The 21,124-nt window shown below is 51.6% G+C and carries 18 protein-coding genes; 12 read left to right on the top strand and 6 right to left on the bottom strand.

Going from position 1 to position 21,124, the window contains the following annotated elements:
- The first annotated feature begins 18 nt into the window (after positions 1 to 18).
- The 10 genes from EBA_RS08035 (at position 19) to EBA_RS07990 (ending at position 14,471) form a co-directional block, all read left to right on the top strand.
- Positions 19 to 2,490 (top strand): TonB-dependent siderophore receptor, encoded by a 2,472-nt coding sequence (locus EBA_RS08035; RefSeq protein ID WP_192374167.1) that lies wholly within the window; start codon positions 19 to 21, stop codon positions 2,488 to 2,490.
- Between the two features lie 333 nt (positions 2,491 to 2,823).
- On the top strand, positions 2,824 to 3,402 hold the full coding sequence (locus EBA_RS08030; protein WP_192374166.1) for an RNA polymerase sigma factor: 579 nt from the start codon (positions 2,824 to 2,826) through the stop codon (positions 3,400 to 3,402).
- A gap of 35 nt (positions 3,403 to 3,437) precedes the next feature.
- Entirely contained in the window at positions 3,438 to 4,373 is a 936-nt protein-coding gene (locus EBA_RS08025) for a FecR family protein (protein WP_192374165.1), read from the top strand.
- Positions 4,374 to 4,500: 127 nt separating this feature from the next.
- Positions 4,501 to 7,101, top strand: coding sequence for a TonB-dependent siderophore receptor (locus tag EBA_RS08020; protein WP_192374164.1), 2,601 nt, complete (start codon positions 4,501 to 4,503; stop codon positions 7,099 to 7,101).
- Between the two features lie 344 nt (positions 7,102 to 7,445).
- Entirely contained in the window at positions 7,446 to 8,771 is a 1,326-nt protein-coding gene (locus EBA_RS08015; RefSeq protein WP_192374163.1) for a PepSY-associated TM helix domain-containing protein, read from the top strand.
- Between the two features lie 14 nt (positions 8,772 to 8,785).
- Entirely contained in the window at positions 8,786 to 9,514 is a 729-nt protein-coding gene (locus EBA_RS08010; protein WP_192374162.1) for an ABC transporter ATP-binding protein, read from the top strand.
- Positions 9,511 to 10,929 carry an ABC transporter permease subunit gene (locus tag EBA_RS08005; protein WP_192374161.1) on the top strand — a complete coding sequence of 473 codons (1,419 nt, stop codon included), beginning with the start codon at positions 9,511 to 9,513 and terminating at the stop codon, positions 10,927 to 10,929. The genes EBA_RS08010 and EBA_RS08005 overlap by 4 nt, the downstream gene beginning before the upstream one ends.
- A 1-nt stretch (position 10,930) precedes the next feature.
- The gene (locus tag EBA_RS08000; protein WP_192374160.1) at positions 10,931 to 12,394 is read left to right on the top strand and encodes a DUF3526 domain-containing protein; all 1,464 of its coding nucleotides are present in this window, start codon (positions 10,931 to 10,933) and stop codon (positions 12,392 to 12,394) included.
- On the top strand, positions 12,391 to 13,011 hold the full coding sequence (locus tag EBA_RS07995) for an efflux RND transporter periplasmic adaptor subunit (protein ID WP_192374159.1): 621 nt from the start codon (positions 12,391 to 12,393) through the stop codon (positions 13,009 to 13,011). The genes EBA_RS08000 and EBA_RS07995 overlap by 4 nt, the downstream gene beginning before the upstream one ends.
- Before the next feature lie 29 nt (positions 13,012 to 13,040).
- On the top strand, positions 13,041 to 14,471 hold the full coding sequence (locus tag EBA_RS07990) for an IS1182 family transposase (RefSeq protein ID WP_192374158.1): 1,431 nt from the start codon (positions 13,041 to 13,043) through the stop codon (positions 14,469 to 14,471).
- A 495-nt stretch (positions 14,472 to 14,966) separates the two neighbouring features.
- Here the strand turns inward: EBA_RS07990 and EBA_RS07985 are convergent, their stop codons facing one another.
- Positions 14,967 to 15,500, bottom strand: coding sequence for an SRPBCC family protein (locus EBA_RS07985; RefSeq protein WP_192374157.1), 534 nt, complete (start codon positions 15,498 to 15,500; stop codon positions 14,967 to 14,969).
- 87 nt (positions 15,501 to 15,587) lie between these two features.
- Positions 15,588 to 16,316 (bottom strand): hypothetical protein, encoded by a 729-nt coding sequence (locus tag EBA_RS07980; RefSeq protein ID WP_192374156.1) that lies wholly within the window; start codon positions 16,314 to 16,316, stop codon positions 15,588 to 15,590.
- Between the two features lie 166 nt (positions 16,317 to 16,482).
- On the opposite strand from EBA_RS07980, the gene EBA_RS07975 reads away from it, so the two are divergent.
- Positions 16,483 to 16,710, top strand: coding sequence for a hypothetical protein (locus EBA_RS07975; protein ID WP_192374155.1), 228 nt, complete (start codon positions 16,483 to 16,485; stop codon positions 16,708 to 16,710).
- Positions 16,711 to 16,735: 25 nt separating this feature from the next.
- Here EBA_RS07975 and EBA_RS07970 read toward each other — a convergent pair whose 3' ends face one another.
- The 4 genes from EBA_RS07970 to EBA_RS07955 all read right to left on the bottom strand — a co-directional run bounded on the left by EBA_RS07970 (position 16,736) and on the right by EBA_RS07955 (position 19,756).
- Positions 16,736 to 17,545 (bottom strand): bestrophin-like domain, encoded by an 810-nt coding sequence (locus tag EBA_RS07970; RefSeq protein ID WP_192374154.1) that lies wholly within the window; start codon positions 17,543 to 17,545, stop codon positions 16,736 to 16,738.
- 428 nt (positions 17,546 to 17,973) lie between these two features.
- Complete coding sequence (locus tag EBA_RS07965; RefSeq protein WP_192374153.1) at positions 17,974 to 18,180, bottom strand: DUF6494 family protein; 207 nt, start codon at positions 18,178 to 18,180, stop codon at positions 17,974 to 17,976.
- A 64-nt stretch (positions 18,181 to 18,244) separates the two neighbouring features.
- A complete protein-coding gene (locus EBA_RS07960) occupies positions 18,245 to 18,676 on the bottom strand; it encodes an RNA-binding protein (protein ID WP_192374152.1) in 432 nt (143 codons plus the stop codon).
- A 174-nt stretch (positions 18,677 to 18,850) separates the two neighbouring features.
- The gene (locus EBA_RS07955; RefSeq protein ID WP_192374151.1) at positions 18,851 to 19,756 is read right to left on the bottom strand and encodes a MerR family transcriptional regulator; all 906 of its coding nucleotides are present in this window, start codon (positions 19,754 to 19,756) and stop codon (positions 18,851 to 18,853) included.
- 90 nt (positions 19,757 to 19,846) lie between these two features.
- Here EBA_RS07955 and EBA_RS07950 point away from each other — a divergent pair, with 90 nt between their 5' ends.
- Entirely contained in the window at positions 19,847 to 21,103 is a 1,257-nt protein-coding gene (locus tag EBA_RS07950) for a sigma-70 family RNA polymerase sigma factor (RefSeq protein ID WP_192374150.1), read from the top strand.
- The last annotated feature ends 21 nt before the right edge of the window (positions 21,104 to 21,124 follow it).

Here is a 21,124-nt window from a genome sequence, read left to right as displayed (position 1 = left end):
ACCATGGAGACAGACCGCATGAAACATCGGAACAAACGGACCAAACCCTATGCCGGACTGGCAGCAGTAGCGCTTTGCATCGCCAGCCATGCCGGCTATGCTGCCGCCATCAATGAAATACAATCGTTCGCCATCCCCGCCCAGGCGCTGGCGGAGGCCTTGCGAAATTTCAGCCAGGCCAGCGGTTTGCAATTGTTGTATGACGACCAACTGGTTGCCGGCAAAGTTAGTCCAGCCCTCAACGGCAGCTATACACCCAGGCTAGGCCTGGATCGACTTCTAGCCGAATCTGGCCTAGGCTATCAAATCAAGAACGGTAACCTGATCGTACTGGAACAGAATCAGATGCCGGTAAGAAAAACCGACGTGCAAACCAGGCAATCGCCAACAGCCCTGCCGGCAGTTAATGTCGTCGGTAAGGCGATTTATGACGCCACCGACCCTTACAACCCGGATTACGTGCTACCCAATGCCACCGCCGGCACCAAGACCGACACGCCGATCATGGAAACACCGTTGAATGTGCAGGTGGTTTCCAAGCAGGTGATGAAGGATCAGCAGGTGATTACGCTGGATCAGGCTTTAAAAAATGTCAGCGGTATCACCACCAACACCAATGGCAGCGGCAACATTAGTTTCGGCGGCACCAACCAATCCATTTTTCTGCGCGGTTTTGAATCGGAAACCTTTTTCCGCAATGGCTTTAGGCTTCAACAAGGAGCGACCACCCGACAAATGGCTAACGTGGAGTCAGTCGAGGTGTTGAAAGGCGCGGCGGCAATCCTTTATGGACAGGTCGAGCCTGGCGGCATGGTCAATGTGATTACCAAGCAGCCGCTGTCTACACCCTATTATGCCTTGAACCAGCAGTTCGGTTCCTACGACCTCTATCGCACTACCTTGGATGCGACTGGACCTATCACTAAAGATGACACCTTGCTGTATCGGATGAATATGTCATATCAAAACAGTGGCTCGTTTCGGGAATTTGTTGGTAAAGACGATGTGTTTCTGGCACCGGTGCTGAAATGGAATATCAGCCCTCGGACCCAGGCCACCCTTGAGCTGGAATACAACCATCAGCATCTTGGCTTGGACACGGGGTTTGTGCCACTATTTAATGACACTATTTTCAAAACACCGCGCAACCGCAATTACGGTGGTTACTCGTCGTCGACTACGGAAACTATTTATGGCGGCTTCAACTGGTCCCACCAATTTAATGATGATTGGTCCATTAAACATAGGTTCTCGGTTAACCAACAAAATATCGACCAGCCGCATTTTGTATTTCCACAAGAAACGGACGGCGTCGATGTGTCCAGACAATTGAACAGTTTCAGTACTCAGAACAATACCTACTCTACCAATGTCGATCTAACCGGTCATTTCGATACTTTCGGGCTGCGTCATACCTTGCTTTTGGGCGGTGACTATTATCGGATAGACTCGGTGTTTGCCAATTCTGTCAGCGATCCTGATCGGTCAAACATCAATCTTCTCAATCCGGTGCATCCTGGCACCGCTTTTACCCAGCCGCTATTTCCAATGGTCTTGAATACTAACCGTACCGATCAGTACGGCCTTTATATCCAGGACCAAATAAAACTACCGTATAACTTTCACGTGATGGGCGGTATTCGCTACCAAAATTTTCATCAAAACCACCTGGCTGATTTTCCCAGCTTTGATTTCAACTTGCCTTCAGTGCAATCCAACGATGCCGTTACACCTCGCGTCGGTATTTTGTGGCAACCCAAAAGCTGGCTTAGCTTGTATGCTAACTATGTCGAAAGCTTTGGGGTAAATACCGCCTTTACCTTCACACCTGATAACAAACCGGTGCCGCCCACCGAAGGCCAACAATACGAAGGCGGCATCAAGACTGAATTTTTCGATGGTCGCCTGCGCGCCACGCTCGCATATTACGACCTAACCAAAACCAATGTTCCCACTTCTGATTTAAGTCATCCTGGGTTTTCGGTTTTAACGGGAGCCGTGCGTAGCCGTGGGCCAGAATTGGATATTACCGGGGAAATTTTGCCGGGCTGGAATGTGATTGCCACTTACGCCAATACCGATGCCCGAATCATTAAGACTGTGGAAACGGGTTATCAGGCGCTTGGCACGCGCTTTTGGAATGTGCCCCGAAATACCGGCAGTCTATGGAGTACCTACGAACTCAAAGACGGTGATCTGCAGGGCTTCAAGTTCGGCGGTGGCGTGACGGTACGCGATGGACAAACGGCTTGTTGCAGCTTCCCGGCGTTTACGCTGCCGGGCTATGCCACGGTCGGCTTGTTGGCGGCTTATAGCGTGGATGTGGGGAACGCTAAAATAACTGCTCAACTGAACGTCGACAATCTATTGGATAAACAATATGTGTCGGGTCTATTTACGAATTATTTTGTCCCCGGCGGATTTAATGCCGGTTATGCCGACTTTGGCCAGCCCCGTACCTTCGTAGGGTCGATCAATATTCAATATTAGCTGTGAAGGGTGAGCTGCGTAGGCCGGAGTTGCCGGTGCGTTTCCCTTTAGAGCCAATACATTTCTTACGATACGGCCTCGATAATTGATCTGTGTTAAATGACTCGACCAATGCCGTTATTTGACTCAATGATAGCCTTTAGTACGAAGCCGTCAGCAAACTACTCCGGCTTCCGCAAGGGACAGCTTGAAACACTCTTGGTATTTCAAGGGGGCGACCGCCTGAGAGAGGGCGCGGAAGTTATTGAAATCGATAACTTGAGGTAAATGGCGTAATTTTTGCTGAATTGTGCTCCTCCTCGTCCAATTTGATTGCCCGACAAATGCGTTGTTATGTCTAAAACTGTCGTTCTGTTCAAACCGCTCAGCTGGCCGCAGTCCATGGGCCGGCAAATGCAGCAATCCCGCCAGTTGCAGGTGGGTGTTTTATACGACAATCATTACGAGGACTTGAAGGCCTTTCTTAGCGCTAACTGTCGCGACCAGGGGGTGGTGGAGGTAATCCTGCAAGACGTTTATTTACGCCTGATGGAAATGGACGATTTGTCGGTGATGCAAACCCCGGCGGCCTACCTCAATCGTCTGGCCCACAATTTATTGATTGACCATTTTCGCCGCCGGCAAAGGGAAACGCAGCGTTTCGTCGAAGAAACGGAACATGCCTGGGAATTGGCCGACGAAGCACCCGGCTTGCACGAAGAACTACATTATCGCCAGCAACTGGACGCCTACGATACTATCCTCGCGCAATTGCCGCCGCCGGCGCCGGAAATCGTCTATCTGCATCGGGTGCTGGGTTTGACGCACACCGAAATCGCCCGGCGCTTCGGCAAGTCGAAAAGCTGGGTGGAAAAATCCATCGCCAAGTCCTTGCTGCATTGCCGAAATAAGCTGCGGGATTTCGAGCCGTGAGGTATGGTAGCTGCCTTGCCTGGGCCCATCCATTTATGCAAAATCACCCGAACGACCAAGACCGCATCGCCGCCGAAGCCGCCGACTGGGTGGCGCGGCTCGGTTCCGGCGAAGTCAGCGACCAGGACAGAAAACACTTTAACGCCTGGGTCGCCCAATCGCCCGAACACCGGGCCTTGTTTTTCGAATTGCGCAAACACTGGCAATCGTTGGGTAATGCCGCCGAACAATGGCAACCGCTTGCCAAAGCACCATCCGCCGGATGGCGGGCTTACGCCTCGGCCGCTGTTTTGCTGTTAACGCTAGGCTTGGCATCATGGCATTATCAGCTCGGCGATTATCTTTTAGCCGATCATTACACGGCGATAAGCAAGCGCAGCCAAACCACATTAACCGACGGCAGTACCTTGTATTTAAACACCGATTCCGCGGTTGCCGTGGAATTTACCGGGCAGAAACGTCAGATCAGGCTGTTGCATGGCGAAGCCGAATTCAGCGTGGCCCACGACCGCAATCGGCCGTTTACCGTCAGCGCCGGCCCGGACCGGATCACGGCACTGGGTACCGACTTCAGCGTTTACCGTAACGACGGGCTAACCACCGTGACGGTTTTCGAAAACACCGTGCAAGTCGAGCATGGCAATCGAGTGATCGGGGTATTGAACCAGGGCCAACAACAATTCATCGATTCCTCAACCGGCCCCAGCGCAATCGAACGGATCGACAGCGACGATGCTCGCGCCTGGCGCGACGGCAAACTGGTATTTACCGCCCGTCCGTTGCGGGAGGTCATCGATCAAATCAATCGCCACCGGCCCGGCAAACTGCTGCTGTTGAACGAGGTTGCGGCCCGATATCCGGTCAGCGGCGTGTTCAAAATCGCCGAACTGGATGGCGCGGTAAATACCATCGCCGAGACGCTGCATCTGAACTCGATGCAAATCAACGGTTTGCTGACGGCCTATTACTGATTGGGCCGCCGCTTCAGCTATCCAATTACGAACTGTTTCGAAAAAAATTTTACGACATCCTATTGTCCGCTTCGTCTGTCTAGTGATTCACCGAAAACTCATTGGACAACAAAAGGAAACGAAGCCTATGACTCATGCACATCCGATATTGGCGACACTGCTCGCCTTGGGCAGCGCCGCCGCAATTTCCAACCCGGTATTGGCCGAGAACGGCACCACCGAAACCCAATCCGCACTGCGCGAATTCCACATCCCGCCGCAATCACTAGCCGAAGCGCTGAAAAACTTTAGTCGGCAAAGCGATCTGCAACTGTTTTATAACGCCGACCTGGTCGCCGGCATGGGCAGCCCCGGCGTCAACGGCCGTTATACCCAGGAACAAGCCCTGGAACGCTTACTGCAGGGCAGTCAGTTATCGTACCGTGTCAGAAACGACAATACGCTGATATTAGAGAAATCGGCGGTGAAAGTTGTGGAGCCGCAATCGGCAACGACCTTGCCAGCAGTCAAAGTGGTCGGTCAAGCGCAATACGACGCCACAGATCCCTATAATGAAGACTACGTCCTACCCAACGCCACATCCGGTACTAAGACAGATACGCCAATCATGGAAACACCGTTGAACGTGCAAGTTATTTCCAAGCAGGTTTTGAAGGATCAACAGGTAATTACGCTGGCGGATTCTTTGAAAAATGTGAGTGGTGTAGTGACTAATGCGCAGGGTGCTGGTGGGTATAGTCCCTATTTCAATGGCGGAGGCGCGTCTACCGACATCACCTTGCGTGGTTTTGTTGCAGAAACCACGTTTCGTAACGGTTTCAGGCTGCAACAGGGGGGCAGCAACCGAGAAATGGCCAATGTCGAATCTGTCGAAGTCCTGAAAGGTCCGGCGGCCATACTTTATGGCCTAGTCGAGCCCGGCGGTATGGTCAATGTGATTACCAAACAACCGTTAGCAACGCCGTATTATGCTTTTAACCAGCAATTCGGTTCGTATGATAATTATCGGACTACGCTGGATGCCACCGGTCCGGTCACTGGCAATAAGGACATTCTGTACCGGATGAATATGTACTATCAAAACAGCGGCTCGTTCCGGGACTTTGTCAGTACCGACGATTTATTTTTAGCGCCGGTGCTGAAGTGGGTTATTAGCCCGAAAACCCAGGCCACGGTTGAATTTGAATATAACCACAAACATAATGGCGCGGATACCTTTTTCAATCCCTTTATCGGTGGACAACTCACCAATACGCCGATAAGCCGGAATTATGGCGAAAAGTCACCTTCTATCACCGAGACTTTTTTCGGCAGTTTTAATTGGTCGCACCAGTTTAACGATGATTGGTCTATCAAACATAGATTATCGGTTAACCAACAGCGGGGGAGTGTCAATAACTATCAGCAACCAATTGGTACCGTTACTGATAATTTCATGCAGAATGTCTTTGTCGCAAATACCCCTAACAATGGCATATCCGTCTTACGGCAAGGCTTCAGTGACGTTTCACAATACAATACATATGCCACCAATCTGGATCTGACAGGTCATTTTGATACATTTGGGTTGAAACATACTTTGCTGATAGGTGGCGATTATTACCGGCTAAATAACACCTTGGGGTTAAATTATTCTCAGGCACAGTCTACTGGGGCATTTTCATACATCGACCCCTACAATCCAGTTCATCCAGGCAATCCAATTGATCTAGGATTTGTCAGCACGCCATTTGTAACGGCAAATCAAGCTGACCAATACGGTTTATACATACAAGATCAGATCAAGTTACCTTATGACTTGCATGTCACCGGCGGCATCCGCTATCAGAACTTACATCGGAATTTAACAACTGTGCAAGGAGGCGTGACCACAGAGAGAAATTCCCAAAGTCAGGATGCAGTAACGCCTCGGGTCGGTATTTTATGGAACCCACAAAGTTGGATTAGCCTTTATGCCAATTATGCCGAAAGTTTTGGAGCAACATCTTTCGGCCTAGTATATGCAGGTCCAAGTCAATTCAGATCGATTGACCCCACCAGTGCGACGCAATATGAAGGCGGCATCAAGACCGAGTTTTTCGATGGCCGTTTACGCGCTACTCTAGCTTATTACGATTTAACAAAAACCAACATTGCAACTAGCGATCCTAATCCGTTACACCAATGCGGCGGCGGCTGTGCAATCGCAATAGGTGCCGTTCGTAGTCGTGGGCCGGAACTGGATATCCAAGGCGAAATTCTGCCTGGCTGGAACACGATTGCCACCTGGGCCAACACCGATATTATCGTCGCCAAAACCAATGAAAAAAATGATTCGCTCAACGGCCTTAATGTTGGCGACCGAATGATTAACGTGCCGCGCAACACCGCCAGCTTTTGGAGCACCTACGAACTTTTGGACACTGACTTTAAAGGACTCAAGTTTGGTGGTGGTGTCACGGTACGAGATGGACAATTAGGCTCGGGTGGAACAAACCTTGATGGTAGTATAAGCAATCCTTCCATCAAAACACCCGGCTATGCGACTCTCGGCCTGATGGCGGCTTATAGCCGTGCCTTCGGCAAGTCAAAAATTACTGTTCAGTTTAATATCGATAATCTACTGGATAAACGCTACGCCATAAACACAAATGGATATTTAAACGATCCCGCTGCCGGTATTTCCGGAGCGTTTGTAAGTTATGGCGCGCCGCGAACCTTTCTAGGCTCGATTAGTATTCAATATTGAACCTGAAAAAAGCCGTATAGGGCGGGCAAACAGCTTTATCGTTTGCCCGCCCTACATTTTCTTTCCGCATCAATTCACCATGTGATGGCTTTGCTGGGCAGGCCGGGGCTCGCAATATCCGGCCGGCGCAAAACCTAAACCCAAAAACAAATCGCGATCCCCTGAGAAAATTACCGCCCCTCAACCGTCTTATGGATGACACGATTTCTTTAACCCAGGATAGACGGTAGCCGATAGGCCGTCCGCGCACGGCGAAACCGGCGGAATCATGAAAAACGCATTTTTTTGTCCGGAATCTCCGGCGCAATTCGTCTTATTGTTTAAACGCTAATGACTAACTACTTATGACACGACATTTCTGGGTATTGCTGCACCGTTACGCCGGCCTGTACATGGCATTTTTTTTGACCGTGGCCGGATTGACCGGCAGCGTGTTGGCGTTTTATCACGAACTGGACGGCTGGCTGAATTCCGAGCATCATCAGGTAGCTATCCTCGACCGGCCTATGCTGGACGACTTTGTATTGCGCGACAAGGCGCTGGCCCTGCTACCGCAAGCACAGATCAACCAAGTCAGCTTCAACCGCAAACCGGGGCAAGTCTATGAAGCCGGTTTGACGCCACGCACCGATCCCGCCACCGGCAAGCCCTATGAATTGGGCTTTCTAGCGATGCGCCTTAATCCCTACAGCGGAGAATTGATCGATTACGGCAAGGACGAAGGCTATTGGCCGTTGACCCGGCGCAACATTCTCAATTTTATCTATGCCTTGCATTATTCGCTGGCTTTGGGCGAGGTGGGCGTGTGGTTGTTCGGCATCGCGGCCTTGATCTGGACCATCGATTGTTTCGTGGCGTTTTATCTGACGTTTCCTGTTCGACGCAAAAAAGTAGGATGTGCCGAGGTACGAGGCGCATCGGTCGCGAACGATGCGCTTCACTACGTTCAGCACATCCTACCGTTTATTTCTGTTTCGAAGAACGAGAACACCCAATCCGGTTTTTGGTCGCGTTGGGCGTTAGCCTGGAAGGTCAAGTGGCCGGCGTCGGCGTTTCGGCTCAATTTCGATTTGCATCGGGCCGGCGGCTTGTGGACCTGGTTGATGCTGTTCGTGTTTGCCTGGTCGTCGGTTGGTTTCAACTTGGGGCCTCAGGTTTACCAACCGGTGATGAAGACGCTGTTCGATCTGCCTGATTTCAGCCAGTTTCCGATTGCCAATCTGCCCCAGCCTAGACCTGCACCAAACATAGCTTGGCAAGACGCCCATGCGATTGGTCGAAGCTTGATGGCCGAACAAGCCCGGTTAAACGATTTCCAAATAATCAACGAGGAAGCCTTGCAATATCAGCCGGACAAAGGCTTGTTCGGCTATGTGGTCATGAGCGACCGGGATATCAACGATAAAAATGGCAGCACCATCGTTTTTTTCGATGGTGATAGCGGTGCGTTTGTCAGCTTGTTTACTCCTTCCCGTCAAAATGCCGGCATGACTATCAGCATGTGGTTATTTGCGTTGCACATGGCGGCGGTCTGGGGTTTGCCTTACAAAATCTTCGTCTGTCTAATGGGCTTGGTGGTGGCGATGCTGTCGGTTACCGGGGTTTATATTTGGCTGAAAAAGCGGCGGGCGTCGAAGTTGAAGCGTCCAGTCTCCGTATTCGTCAACTAAAGGAGAGATGATTCATGTTAGAAGCTTGCGAGCTGAGCAAAGCCTATGGCGCAAACCTGGCGCTGAACGCACTGAACCTGCGCGTCGCGCCTGGCGAAATCTTTTGCCTATTGGGCGCCAACGGTGCCGGTAAAACCACCACGATTCATTTGTTCCTTAACTTCATTGCTCCTAGCGTAGGTGTCGCCAGGATCGGCGGTTTCGACGTCAGCCGCGATACCGGGCAAGCCCGGCAAATGGTGGCTTATTTGCCGGAGAACGTCGCACTGTATCCGCGTTTGTCCGGCGTCGAGAATCTGGATTATTTCAGCCGGCTGTCAGGGCACCGCTACGCTAAAAAGCAGCTGCGCAATTTCCTGATGGCCGCCGGTTTGCTGGAGGAGGCGGCTGATAAACCGGTGGCTAATTATTCCAAAGGCATGCGGCAGAAGGTCGGCATCGCCATTGCCTGCGCCAAGGAAGCCAAGGTGTTGTTGCTGGACGAACCAACGTCCGGCCTCGATCCGCAAGCGTCTTACGAGTTTTCCAATTTGCTGCGCACGCTGGCCGATTCCGGCGTGGCGATTTTGATGGCGACTCACGATTTGTTCCGGGTCAAGGAATCCGGTCACCGGGCCGGCATCATGAAGGGCGGCAAAATGCTGACGGTGTTGAATACCGGCGAGATCAGCGCCGCCGAGCTGGAACGGATTTATCTGCAATACATGCAGGCCGGCTTACATGTGGCCGAGGCGGCTTTATGATCCGTACGATAGCGAATAAGGAATTCACCGAATGCCGCCGCGACGGCCGCTTTCGTCTGGCCGCTTCGTTGATGCTGGTATTGATGATGGCTTCCAGTCTATTGGGTTGGCGCAATTATCGGGATTTGCTAAATCAGGCCGCCGAAGCCGCCGAGCACGATTACCAACGCTTCGGCCAGCAGGATTCCAAGCATCCGCACGACGCCGCGCATTACGGCATTTACGCCTTCAAATCCCCAAGGCCGTTGACTATCGTCGACGGCGGTATAGAACCCTATGTCGGCAGCGCGATCATGAACGGCGCGCATATTCAGGGTGAGATGGAGTTTCCGCCGGCTCGGGACATGAGCGCCTTGCAACGCTTCGGCGACTTGAGCCCGGCCCTCGCCGCGCAGACCTTATTACCGTTGTTGGTGATATTGTTGAGCTTTCCAGCCTTCGCCGGCGAGCGTGAACAAGGCACTTTACGGCAACTGTTGAGCCTGGGTGTGCGGCCCAATGCGGTTTTGTGGGGCAAGGTCGCCGGTATTGCCAAGGTCTTGGCGGCGGTGCTGTTGCCGGTGGCCGTGTTGGGCATTGCCGGCACTGGCTGGCTGGCGCCGGTCGAGTCGCGCGGCGACGAAATGCTGCGCGCCGTTTTGTTGGTGTTGCTCTACGGTCTATATCTGGGCATCCTGTTGTTGCTGTCGCTGGGCGTGTCGGCCTGCTGCCGGTCCGCGCGTACCGCGTTGGCACTTTTGCTGGTGTTCTGGGGCGTCACGGTGTTTGCCGTGCCGAGAGCTCTACTGGATGTCGGCGGCCGATTTTACCCGACGCCAGCCAATGTCGAGTTCTGGCAGTCTTTCATGAAGGATTTGAATCAGGCCTGGCAAGACGACGAAGACGCCTTACGGAAAAAACTGCTGGCGGAATATCGGGTCGAACGTATTGAGGATTTGCCGTTCGATTACACCGGCCAGAGCATGCAGGTCGGCGAACAAGCCGCCTGGCGGGTTTGCGAAGCGTACGCACGACAACGCTTCGACCTGTACAGCCGGCAAAATCGTCTCCTGGAATGGGGCACGCTGATCGCGCCGTCGGTCGGCGTTTCGCTGTTGTCGATGGCGCTGACCGGCAACGACTTGCTTCAGCATCAGGATTTCACCCGGCAGGTGGAACAGCACCGCCGCGCCATGAACACCTTGCTTAACGATTATGTCGCCCAGCTTCAGCAAAAAGGCGCCAACGGTTGGGACAATACCTTGATCAAGGCCGACGCCGCATTGTGGCAAAGCATTCCGCCGTTTAGCTATCGCCCGCCAAACGCAAGCAGCGCGCTGAACGCCTATCCCTTGGCCATCGCACTGATGTTGGCCTGGGCGATGGCCGCCGTTGGCTTTGCCCGATACGCCGTATCCCGGCTGTCTGGGGTGTGAGATGAGTCTCTTCAGCCTGTTTTTACTGGAAGCCAGGCAACTGCGTTTCGACCGGGTGTTTTGGGCCACCGTTATGCTCAGCAGCCTGGCGTTGTTATTCGGCTTGGCGAACGGCCAACATTGGCTGGACGGTCAGCAGGCGCAAATCGCCGGTTACGAAACTCAAACCCGCCAACAATTCGAGGCGCTGCGCAAGGCAGCCGACGACCTACGCGAACAAGGGGCGGCACCCGCGCAAAGTTTGACGGCGCGCAACGGCGACCCGCGTTATGCGTTGGCCTTCGGCAGCGCAATGCAACACATCTGCCGGCACGGCGGCGATTTGGCGGCGCTGGCCGTCGGCCAAAGCGATCTGTACAACGCCTGTATTTCGGTGACAGCCTGGGAAATCGGCGGCGCTTACGACGAACAACTGCACCGCAATCTGGAAAACCCATTGCGGCTATTGTTCGGCGGTTTTGATGCGGCCTTCGTCATCCTGACTTTGCTACCGATTGCGGTGTTGATCATCGGCTATAACCAATTGTCCGGCGAGCGGGAACTGGGTACTTTGCCGTTGCTGAGCTGCCAGCCGCCGGCGGTAAGACGCATCATCGCCGCTCGCTTTGCGGTCAGAGCGGTGGTGTTTTTGCTGTTGACGCTGGCGCCGCTCAGCCTGGCATTTTGGTTTTGGACAACCCAGCCGGAAAAATCGCACACCGGTTTGGCATTGGCCGGCTGGTTGGCGGTGACGGCGGCTTATCTGCTGTTCTGGTTTAGCTGTGCGTTCTGGGTCAATACCCGCGGCAAAAGCACCGCCGAAAACGGCTTGCTGCTGGCGGGCTTGTGGCTGTTGTTTGTCGTGGTCTTGCCGGGTTGTTTGAATCTAAGCCTGAAGCAATGGTATCCGTTGCCTTCGCGGATGGAATACATCGACGCCAGCCGGGAAGCCACCATCGAAGTCGGCAAGCGCAAGACCGAATTGCTGGGCAAATATCTGATCGACCATCCGGATCGGGTGCCGAACACCCAAAGTGTCAATGTCGATGACTTCATCCAGACCCGCATCGCGCTGGATGAAGAAACCGAACGGGTGTTGGCACCCGGCCAAGCCGAGTTCGACGAACAGCAACGCCATCAGCGCGACTTCGTCGAACGCTTACGCTTTTTGTCGCCGGCCATCGTCTACCAGCAATTCGTCCATCAACTGACCGGCCAAGGCCAGGATCATCAACAAGCTTTTCTGGCTGCCGTCGCCGATTATCATCGACGGCTGCGGGCGTTTTATTTTCCGAGATTTACGCTGGATACACCGACGTTTTCCGAATACGACGCGATACCGCAATTCCAACAACCGCCCGTATCCATTGAAGAGCATGTCTCCCAATTGCTGGGCGCTTGTGCCGGCTTATCACTGCCAATGTGGTTATTGGTGATTGGCGGTTGGCGCAGGTTGCGGCGGATCGGCGTCAAGGTCGAAGCATGAGGATAGTGGAAGGATTCGTCATCGGGTTGCCCGCTTTGTTGCTAAGCCTATCCATTACTACCTGGGCCGACGAAGCGGTTCAGGTCCGCACCGCGCCGCTCTCGCAACTGGCGATTTATCCCGAATCCGCCGCGCCGGCGGTGGTGGTGAGCCTGAACCATTCGGCGATTGCCTCGCAAATCGACGCGCTGGTGGTCGATTTGCCGGTGCGAGTCGGGGACAGCGTCAAGGTCGGGGCGGTGCTGGTGCAACTGGCCTGCCGGGATTTCGAGCTGGAACGCTCGCGCCTGCAAGGCGAAAGGCTAGCCACCCAGGCCAAGCTGGAACTGGCGCAATGGCAACTCCAGCAGGCCGAAACCCTGGCCCGGCAACAAACTCTGCCGGAAGAACAAGTGCAGGAAAAACGCTCGCAACTGGCGGTGCTGCGCGGCGATCTGGCGGCCCATGGCGCGCGCATCGAAACCACCGAACGGCCTACAGCAAGCTTCGCATGTTTTCGGCTGCCGGTTAATTCAAACGTTATACGAGCAATTTATGACATAAACCGGCCATTCAGAAATCAACATCGAAGGTCGGAAATTGGCCCAGACTGTGTCAAAACGCCTAACTTGATATAATAGGCTCAGGTTATTGATGAGGTCAGCCGATGAAACGTTTCATTGAAGGTGAATGCCGAACACAAACAACGTTATTGCCGGAAAGTATCGACGACTACATCACCGATACCAATCCAGTGCGCGTCGTTGATGTTTTTGTCGACGAACTGGACCTGGGCAAGCTTGGATTTGACGGCGTTGAACCGGCGATCACCGGTAGGCCGGCCTATCATCCCGCCATTCTCTTGAAGATTTACATCTACGGTTACCTCAATCGCATTCAATCCAGTCGGCGTCTTGAGAAAGAGACACAACGTAATGTCGAACTGATGTGGCTGGTTGGACGACTGACGCCCGACTTCAAGACCATTGCCAATTTCCGTAAAGACAACGGCAAAGCGATTCAAAGCGTCTGCCGTCAGTTTATCGTGTTGTGCCAGCAACTGGGTTTGTTCTCGGAAGCTTTAGTGGCCATCGATGGTAGCAAATTCAAGGCGGTCAATAACCGGGATCGGAATTTCACCAGCGCCAAGTTGCAAAGGCGAATGGAAGAAATCGAGTCAAGCATCAATCGCTATCTGACAGCACTCGACACTGCCGACCGGCAAGAGCCAGCCATTGCCAAGGCCAAGTCCGAACGCCTGCAAGATAAGATTGCTGCCCTGAAAGCGCAGATGAAAGCGCTCAAGGACATCGAAGTCGAGCTCAATAAGACACCCGACAAACAGATTTCCCTGACCGATCCGGATGCCCGTTCCATGAAGACGCGTGGCACCGGCATCGTTGGCTACAATGTTCAGACGGCCGTCGATACCCAGCATCACCTGATTGTTACCCATGAGGTGACCAATGTCGGCATTGACCGAGACCAGCTGACCTCAATGGCTAAGCAAGCCCGCACAGCCATGGGTGTCCAAGACCTAACGGCCATTGCTGATCGCGGCTATTTCAAGAGTGAAGAAATTCTGGCCTGCCATGAAGCCGGTATCACACCCCTCGTCCCCAAATGCAAAACCTCTTCAGCCAAAGCTGCTGGAAGATTTGATAAGGCAGATTTTATTTACGACGCCGAGAACAACGAGTACCGATGTCCGGCCGGCCAACGCCTCATCTGGCGATACAGTACTGTTGAGCGAGAAATGAAAGTACACCGTTATTGGAGTTCATGCTGCCAACAATGTGAACTCAAAGCCAAGTGCACCCCAGGCGAACAGCGACGGATTACACGTTGGGAGCATGAAGATGTTCTGGATGCCATGCAAACGCGTTTAGACCAAGCACCAGACAGCATGCGTATTCGGCGCCAGACGGTGGAGCATCCCTTCGGCACCCTCAAGGCATGGATGGGTGCAACCCATTTTCTGACCAAGACACTTGATCGCGTCAGCACCGAGATGAGCCTACATGTACTGGCCTACAACCTTAAAAGGGTGATGAATCTACTGGGAACCACTGCATTGATGGAAGCAATGGTGGCCTGACGGCCATTTATTGCTCTTTTTTAGCCTATTACCGATGGCTATCAGCATCAATTTGGTCAAATCAAGTCGATAAACCAGTTAACGCCATTCAGAAACGTTAGCCGCTCAGGACCGCGCGATTTCAACAGAATTGGTCGATACGGGCTGGGTATTTCATCTATTCAACGTTTTTACACAGTCTGGGCCGATCTCCAGCACTCGAAAGCTCGCTGGATATTTATCGGAAGTGGCTGCTCTGGTCGTAATACTCAGCGGTAAGTTGCAATAGCCAACGGGCTTATGCCGAATGTCAACCGATTCTAACGGCACCATACAACGTCACCTATTCTCGCCCTACCTACTAAACCTCATAGCCTGTCTCCCGCCTAACACCACCGTTGTATCAGGCTGGTAAAACGAGCATCGAACAATTGCAAGAGAACGCCACCCCATTCGCTCAAGCTCAAGTCCGGCCAGTTTAATGCCAAACCCACGCTCCAATACGATCAATAAAACCTAGCCACCCGCTTCCACTATCGCTTTAATGGCCGACAAGCCCTGCTCCCACTGGCCGCCGACCATTTTGTCGCAATTCATGATTAAACTCATGACTTTGCCGATGAAGTTATTTTTTCCGGACATGCTCCAGACCAGAATGGTGTTGCCCCCATCTGCTTTGAACGTAAATTCGGCGATGCTGCTGGCTTTAAACGGTTTAAGAAAATCGAGCCTAAAACGTATCAAATCGTACGGACGGCTCTCGACGATGGTCATACTGCCCTCGCCTACTTTGTTGTTACCGGCCCAGCTCATGTTTGCACCGACACCGGCTTGCGGACCGGAAAAACTGTTTTTGGCGTTTGGGTCTAGTTTTGCCCACGGCGACCAAGCTTCCCAGTTTTGCAAATCGTTAACTTGGGCAAAAACACTTGCCGGCGGCGCGGCTATGCTGGCGGAACGGGTGACTTGGAATTGGTTCGGTTGTTTGCTGGCCAATGCCAGCACTATCAGTACCGCCATAGCAAAGACGATCAGGATTATTTCTAACATGGCAGCGGGCTCCGATTTTGTTAAAAAACAAGATGATAACTCAGCCAAGGTGGACTTTTCATTACGCCATTGCAGACGATATTTTGTTCAATGCCAATAAATACCCACCAATCCCACCCAATGATCGCCGGCATAGGCATTCGGGCGTTGAACGCCCAAACCCAATCGCCAGTCACCGACGACGGGATAAAGCAATTTGACCGTCGCCGCCCCCAAAGCATTGCTGCCGGATAAATAATCGCCATTGATCCGCAGCTTGTCGAACAACGGCGCTTCTATATTCACATGCAGTCCTACGCTCTGAAAGCCGGCCAAAGCCGCATTGGCGTAATACAGACCTGTATCGACATTCGTGTCCCAGTCCGGCAAATGTCGTTGATATTCCAGGTAGGAAAAACTCATAAATACGGTAGTTTGCGCCAGCAGGCCAAGGCCGCTCTGGGTGCCGGCGATAAGTTGCCTATCTTGCGTCAGCCAGTGTTTTTCCACGCTTAACATCAGGTCCGGCTGAAAAGGCACTGAAGGCACGGCTGTGGATACAAATTGCCCGTTCAGCAAACTCAGCCCCAAATCCCAGCCCGCTGCCAAACCGTAATTGGCCGAGAGATTGGCAACCGCCGCCGCGGCAAAAATATTGGTTTCCTGTTCAATATCGACAGTACCCACGTCTGTCGCGTCGATTTCCGGCATATTGCGTACCGGTTTCTTGTGCTGACCGGTGTCGGCGCGTTCTTTGGCTGTTACGTCAACAAAGAACAAAATCAGAAGCGCGAAACACCCTAGCGCAATTTTTGCCTTGCATCCTTCGTTAAGCATTTACCTCGACCCTGGACCAGTTGCCTGGCAGCTTGACTATTTGTGGCGGTTTGGGCAAGCAAGCAGAAGCCTAAAACTTACTCGAAAACGGGGTGGCAAAAAATATTTGCACACATGGTATTGTATCGCTACTATATCGATACAATACCTTACCGGAGAGCCTAGCATGCGCAAAATAATGATAATAACCGGCATCTTAATGTTGAATTTGCTGAATACGAGCAGCGTTAACGCTCAGTCACAGCCATTGTCCGCAGACATAATTCCCACCAGTAACTTGCCCACACTTCATACCAAGAGTGCTGACCAGTTTGACGATCTGAAAACCGAGTTAAGCATTTATTCTTTGATTGCCGGCATCTATGCACTGTATTGGCTGAAACAGCGGACCTAAACCAAGCTGTTCAGAACGGGCGAAGTCAATGCCGATTGTCTATCTTGCCTTCAGCGTGAATAGCGGTTTGCAAGTCGATCAGACTCTGCCCGTTCACCCTAATTACGCCCCGATAAGGTCGGTCCAAATCCAGAATAATGAAAACCATCACTACAATCAGCCAAACTAATATGTAGGTGACAAACGATGTGCGATGTCCTGCCAAACCATTGGTATAGCCGACGAGCGCACCGGCCATCACGAAGGTGGTGTACAACAAGGCCAGCACTAACTCGGGTACATGTCGATTCAGCTCGGCATCACGCTTGCTAAAATTATCGATCAAATCGTTCAGAGCGGGGATAAATAAGCCGGTGGTCACCGGACTCGGCGCCTGTTCATTCGCCTGGCGGGCGTAGTCCCAGAGGATAGCTTGCATCCTTGCGGCCTCGGCGATCAGAGCTTCCCGCTGTCCATGTTGGGTCAGATCGACGCTGCCGGTCCGCACCCGCAAATCCACATAGTTACGCATCAAGCCAATCACATCCTCGCGTACCGTCAACGGTAATAGCTGCGCGCGCAAATACGCAGTGCCGATTGCATTGGCTTCGTCCACTACCGCCTCGCTCCGACTGTCGTAGCGCTGCAAGGACAGCGAAAAGGTAAAACCCAGCAACAATGCCAGAATACCGAGTAAAGACCCCGAAATCGAGTTGACATGACCTTTGAAATTATCGTCCACCTTAGGCTTGATACGTAAACCCAACCGATAACCCAGCTCGATTGCCAGCGCCATTGACCCCAGCAGCAAGCAGGCGATCAGTAGACTATTGATGTCGTAGCTAATTTCGTTCATAACGTGAAATGATGAAAGTGCCTGGAATCCTTAATTTAAGCAAACTTGGCACCAGTTGATCAGGGTTTATTTGCTTGAACACTCTTCCCACCAGAACATTGGGCGCTATCGAAACAACTCTAATCCACCTGAATAGGTGTATAAGTTTGCTGGCGGGTTATTTCGAGTCGTTGGTGTTCACTGGCATACAGGCATCATTGAGATTATTTGTCGGACAAAACCATCAAAAAATACGGAGTACACATCATGAGCAAAGCCCAAAAAAGCAACAAAGAAGCCAAGAAACAGCCGGCCTTGAGCCCAAAAGAAAAAAAAGCCGCGAAAAAAGCCAAAAAAGAATCGCTGTCTTAAACACTTCAAGCCAAGCCCCGCGGCCAGTGTGAATTCACACTGGTCTCGCCCTGGAAAGGCTTTAGAAACCGCGCCCGTCATTCCAGCGCGATAGTTCCCTCAATACAATGGCTGATGCCTGCCGCCGGTGCTTCCAAAGTCATTTTCACACTAATACTCTCCGAACCGTTTAATCTTCCGGATTCCAACGCTTTGACCACGGCGTGTTCAATTTCGCGTTGCGAACTGATACCGACAGTTTTTAGGAATTTTCTGATTTCCATATTAAATGTGTCTTCGTTCATGCCGATCACCTGCTAAGGGGTTGATTAAATGGCATGGGCAAATAATCTATTGCCGCTTGCCGGTCTAAAGAAGCTTTCGAGAAAAGTCCTCGGACGAACTAAAAATCTTGGAAATATCTTTAATAATTTCAACGCTTCGTCCGCACCGACGTTCGGTAAGCCGTTTGTCTCGGATTATATCCGGCACTTTGTCGAGATTGAGTCTTCGATCATTATGCCAGCTGCGAAATTTATACTCTCTGACCATCACCAGCTTGTTCTTAAATCGCCTGCCCTTCAGTTTCTGTATCGCGCGCGCACCGGCCCTATCCGAATCGACATGCACCATACCGTGAAATTCGTAGGCTTTCGCGCGCGTGTCCTGTATGACCAGAATTTCTGTTTTCAATATTCGTCCGGAACGGAAAAAGAAGTTTCTTTTCACGGCCGCAGCCACATATTCTTGCAGTTCGCTAATTTGGCTGTTTGCCGGAATATTTCTGACAAAAATTATCATATGTACTCGTAACGGTTTGAAATTCGCGTCATTTGAGCGATCAAGATAGTGGCAAACTTGCAAAAATGCCAATTATTCGGCGATGGCTTAACAGCATCGGATACAGCTAGAAGACGCTACCAGCCGGGTAAGCAGCAGCTAGCACTGCGTCGAGTTTAAGGACTTAATACACAATCAGTTGGATAATTGCTGTTGCTGGGCCTTGGCATTGAAATGATCGATATCGGTGATCAATTCGCAATTGCTTATTAAACCCTTTTGTAATTGCTGGTAATAAAAATAGGCCCCGCTGCCGCCCAACCAAACCTTGGTTGCTTCGCCGTTGACCGCGTCGACTATCAGCTGTAATTCGTCGATGGTGACCTGCTCCGGCGGAGTCTTGACCAAACCCATCACAATTACGTCCGGCTTCAAGTGTTGGCAGGCCTCGACTATATCCTTGGCAGGCAGGTCCGCGCCCAGATAGTAACAGTTATAGCCCTGATTGGCGGCAATCAAGCAGCTCACCAAAATCCCAAACTCATGCGGATCGCCACTCGGCGTGGCGAACAACATGCCCGGATTATTTTTAGAATGATGATGCAGGTTGTTGACCATGCTCAACACAATCCGCTTGATACAGCTGGAAAACATGTGTTCCTGAGCGATATTCAATTTGCCGTCATGCCAAAGTTCACCCACTGATTGCAAGGCAGGCAACAAAATGTCTCTGGCGTAGTCCAACGGCTCGGCAGCAATCAGCGCCTTCTTCAACAATTGTTCGCAGCGTTCGATTCGGTAATGCTTTAAAGAATCGATGATCTGCGCCAGCAACGGCGAGGATTCTGTTGCCGGTTGTACAGCGACTTGTTTCTGAAAATCCTGCAGTTGCTGGCTGTCCAAGGCGGCCAGCTTGCCGATGGGATGGCCCTTGCGGGTGAGATTGACCAACAGCGTCAACTTTTCCAAATCCTGTTGTGAATAGAAACGCCGCCCCGTACTGTTTCGCTCCGGCATGATGCAGGCGTAGCGACGTTCCCAGGCTCTTAGTGTTTCCGCTGTTAATCCGGTTAAGGAGGTAATCGCTTTAATTGAGTACATGTTCAACTTTTGTATAGAAAATACTTTGACAAACATTCTACATTCTAGTAAGTTATTTGCCAACAACTTAAATAACCAAGTGAATTGATTATGTCCAACTTAGCCGCATTGCCAATTGATAGCGAGATGGATTCGGTAACAGAATCCCAACCTAACTCACTTGCCGTTCAAGTTGAACAGGCCAGGCAAAGTCTCTTAGCGTTATTGCTGGAGAACAAACAAACTAACGCTTTGATAATTAATAGATTCTTACACGATCTCAATTCGGGTGCGGACTGCTCGGATCTGATCGTCGCCAAGAGCTCCGAAGACTACAAACGACTGCTGCAATTTCTAGTTAATAACCAAGCCGCGGCCAGACAGAATCAGGGCATCTCCGGTGAGAATAACGGACAGGACAAAGTTGTACAAGCTGAGAATGTTGTACAACTTATGGGTTCGGAATTTGCGCAGCAATCCTTAGTCGCTCGCTCGGTCAATCGCTTGTTGTACAGCTTACATTTATTACCGGTATTTTTACTGGACAGCGCGGCACAAGCAGACGGCATATTGACCGCAGACACCGAGGACAGCGCAGACTTCAAAAAACGCCTGGGCAAAGCCAAGCGCGATTTAAAAACCTTGCGTCAGCAAATGATTTCCGCCAACACCGGCTTGGTGGCTTTCGTCGCTCACAAGTACAAAACCAGTAACTTGAGCTTTGAGGATTTGATGCAGGAAGGCTTGGTAGGCTTAATTAAAGCGGTGGATAGATTCGATCCGGATCGCGGCATCTGTTTTTCCACTTATGCCATTTATTGGATCAGACAAGCCATCTCGCGACTGATAGTCAAACAAGAAAAAATTGTGCGTTTACCGGTCGCTCTGGCCGAAAAAGCCGCCACCGTATTCGAGGCCATGCGCAGTTGTTACCTTAAATACGAGCGCTGGCCGAGCTTAGCCGAATTAAAACTGGCCTGCGATTTATCCGAGCAAGAGATTAAAACCATCAGCAGTTACTATCAGGCCACCCATTCCCTGGACGCGGCGATAGGTGACGACGATAACCTGGAATTGATGGCAAAAATGCAGCAGCATCAATTCAGCCTGCCACTCGATGAACTAATTGATCAGGACCTCGCTCAATATGTCGACAAAGCAGTTGCTTCGCTACCTGAAAAACAGGCGGCGATTTTGACCATGCGTTTCGGTTTGCGCGATCACACGGAGATGACGTTGCAGGCAGTAGCGGATCAGCTGCATGTTACTCGGGAGAGAGTTAGGCAAATTCAAAATGAAGCTTTAAAAAAATTGAAACAACAATTCGGCTTTGACCTTATGCTATTTCTCGAACCCAAGGATGGCTAACAATAACAATCATTGACCCAG

Source organism: Methylomonas albis (genome assembly GCF_014850955.1).
Classification (GTDB): Bacteria; Pseudomonadota; Gammaproteobacteria; order Methylococcales; family Methylomonadaceae; genus Methylomonas; species Methylomonas albis.
The sequence above is the reverse complement of the archived record's forward strand: the minus strand, read 5'-3'. Positions and strand labels throughout refer to the sequence as shown.

What these genes read in the sequence shown, in the direction of transcription:
- EBA_RS07975 (WP_192374155.1), top strand. Translation starts at nt 16,483, where the DNA reads ATGCGCAAAATAATGATAATAACCGGCATCTTAATGTTGAATTTGCTG.
- EBA_RS07965 (WP_192374153.1), bottom strand. Translation starts at nt 18,180, where the DNA reads ATGAACGAAGACACATTTAATATGGAAATCAGAAAATTCCTAAAAACT.
- EBA_RS07995 (WP_192374159.1), top strand. Translation starts at nt 12,391, where the DNA reads ATGAGGATAGTGGAAGGATTCGTCATCGGGTTGCCCGCTTTGTTGCTA.
- EBA_RS08015 (WP_192374163.1), top strand. Translation starts at nt 7,446, where the DNA reads ATGACACGACATTTCTGGGTATTGCTGCACCGTTACGCCGGCCTGTAC.
- EBA_RS08010 (WP_192374162.1), top strand. Translation starts at nt 8,786, where the DNA reads ATGTTAGAAGCTTGCGAGCTGAGCAAAGCCTATGGCGCAAACCTGGCG.
- EBA_RS08000 (WP_192374160.1), top strand. Translation starts at nt 10,931, where the DNA reads ATGAGTCTCTTCAGCCTGTTTTTACTGGAAGCCAGGCAACTGCGTTTC.
- EBA_RS08005 (WP_192374161.1), top strand. Translation starts at nt 9,511, where the DNA reads ATGATCCGTACGATAGCGAATAAGGAATTCACCGAATGCCGCCGCGAC.
- EBA_RS07970 (WP_192374154.1), bottom strand. Translation starts at nt 17,545, where the DNA reads ATGAACGAAATTAGCTACGACATCAATAGTCTACTGATCGCCTGCTTG.
- EBA_RS07950 (WP_192374150.1), top strand. Translation starts at nt 19,847, where the DNA reads ATGTCCAACTTAGCCGCATTGCCAATTGATAGCGAGATGGATTCGGTA.
- EBA_RS08030 (WP_192374166.1), top strand. Translation starts at nt 2,824, where the DNA reads ATGTCTAAAACTGTCGTTCTGTTCAAACCGCTCAGCTGGCCGCAGTCC.
- EBA_RS07955 (WP_192374151.1), bottom strand. Translation starts at nt 19,756, where the DNA reads ATGTACTCAATTAAAGCGATTACCTCCTTAACCGGATTAACAGCGGAA.
- EBA_RS08020 (WP_192374164.1), top strand. Translation starts at nt 4,501, where the DNA reads ATGACTCATGCACATCCGATATTGGCGACACTGCTCGCCTTGGGCAGC.
- EBA_RS07985 (WP_192374157.1), bottom strand. Translation starts at nt 15,500, where the DNA reads ATGTTAGAAATAATCCTGATCGTCTTTGCTATGGCGGTACTGATAGTG.
- EBA_RS08025 (WP_192374165.1), top strand. Translation starts at nt 3,438, where the DNA reads ATGCAAAATCACCCGAACGACCAAGACCGCATCGCCGCCGAAGCCGCC.
- EBA_RS07990 (WP_192374158.1), top strand. Translation starts at nt 13,041, where the DNA reads ATGAAACGTTTCATTGAAGGTGAATGCCGAACACAAACAACGTTATTG.
- EBA_RS07980 (WP_192374156.1), bottom strand. Translation starts at nt 16,316, where the DNA reads ATGCTTAACGAAGGATGCAAGGCAAAAATTGCGCTAGGGTGTTTCGCG.
- EBA_RS08035 (WP_192374167.1), top strand. Translation starts at nt 19, where the DNA reads ATGAAACATCGGAACAAACGGACCAAACCCTATGCCGGACTGGCAGCA.
- EBA_RS07960 (WP_192374152.1), bottom strand. Translation starts at nt 18,676, where the DNA reads ATGATAATTTTTGTCAGAAATATTCCGGCAAACAGCCAAATTAGCGAA.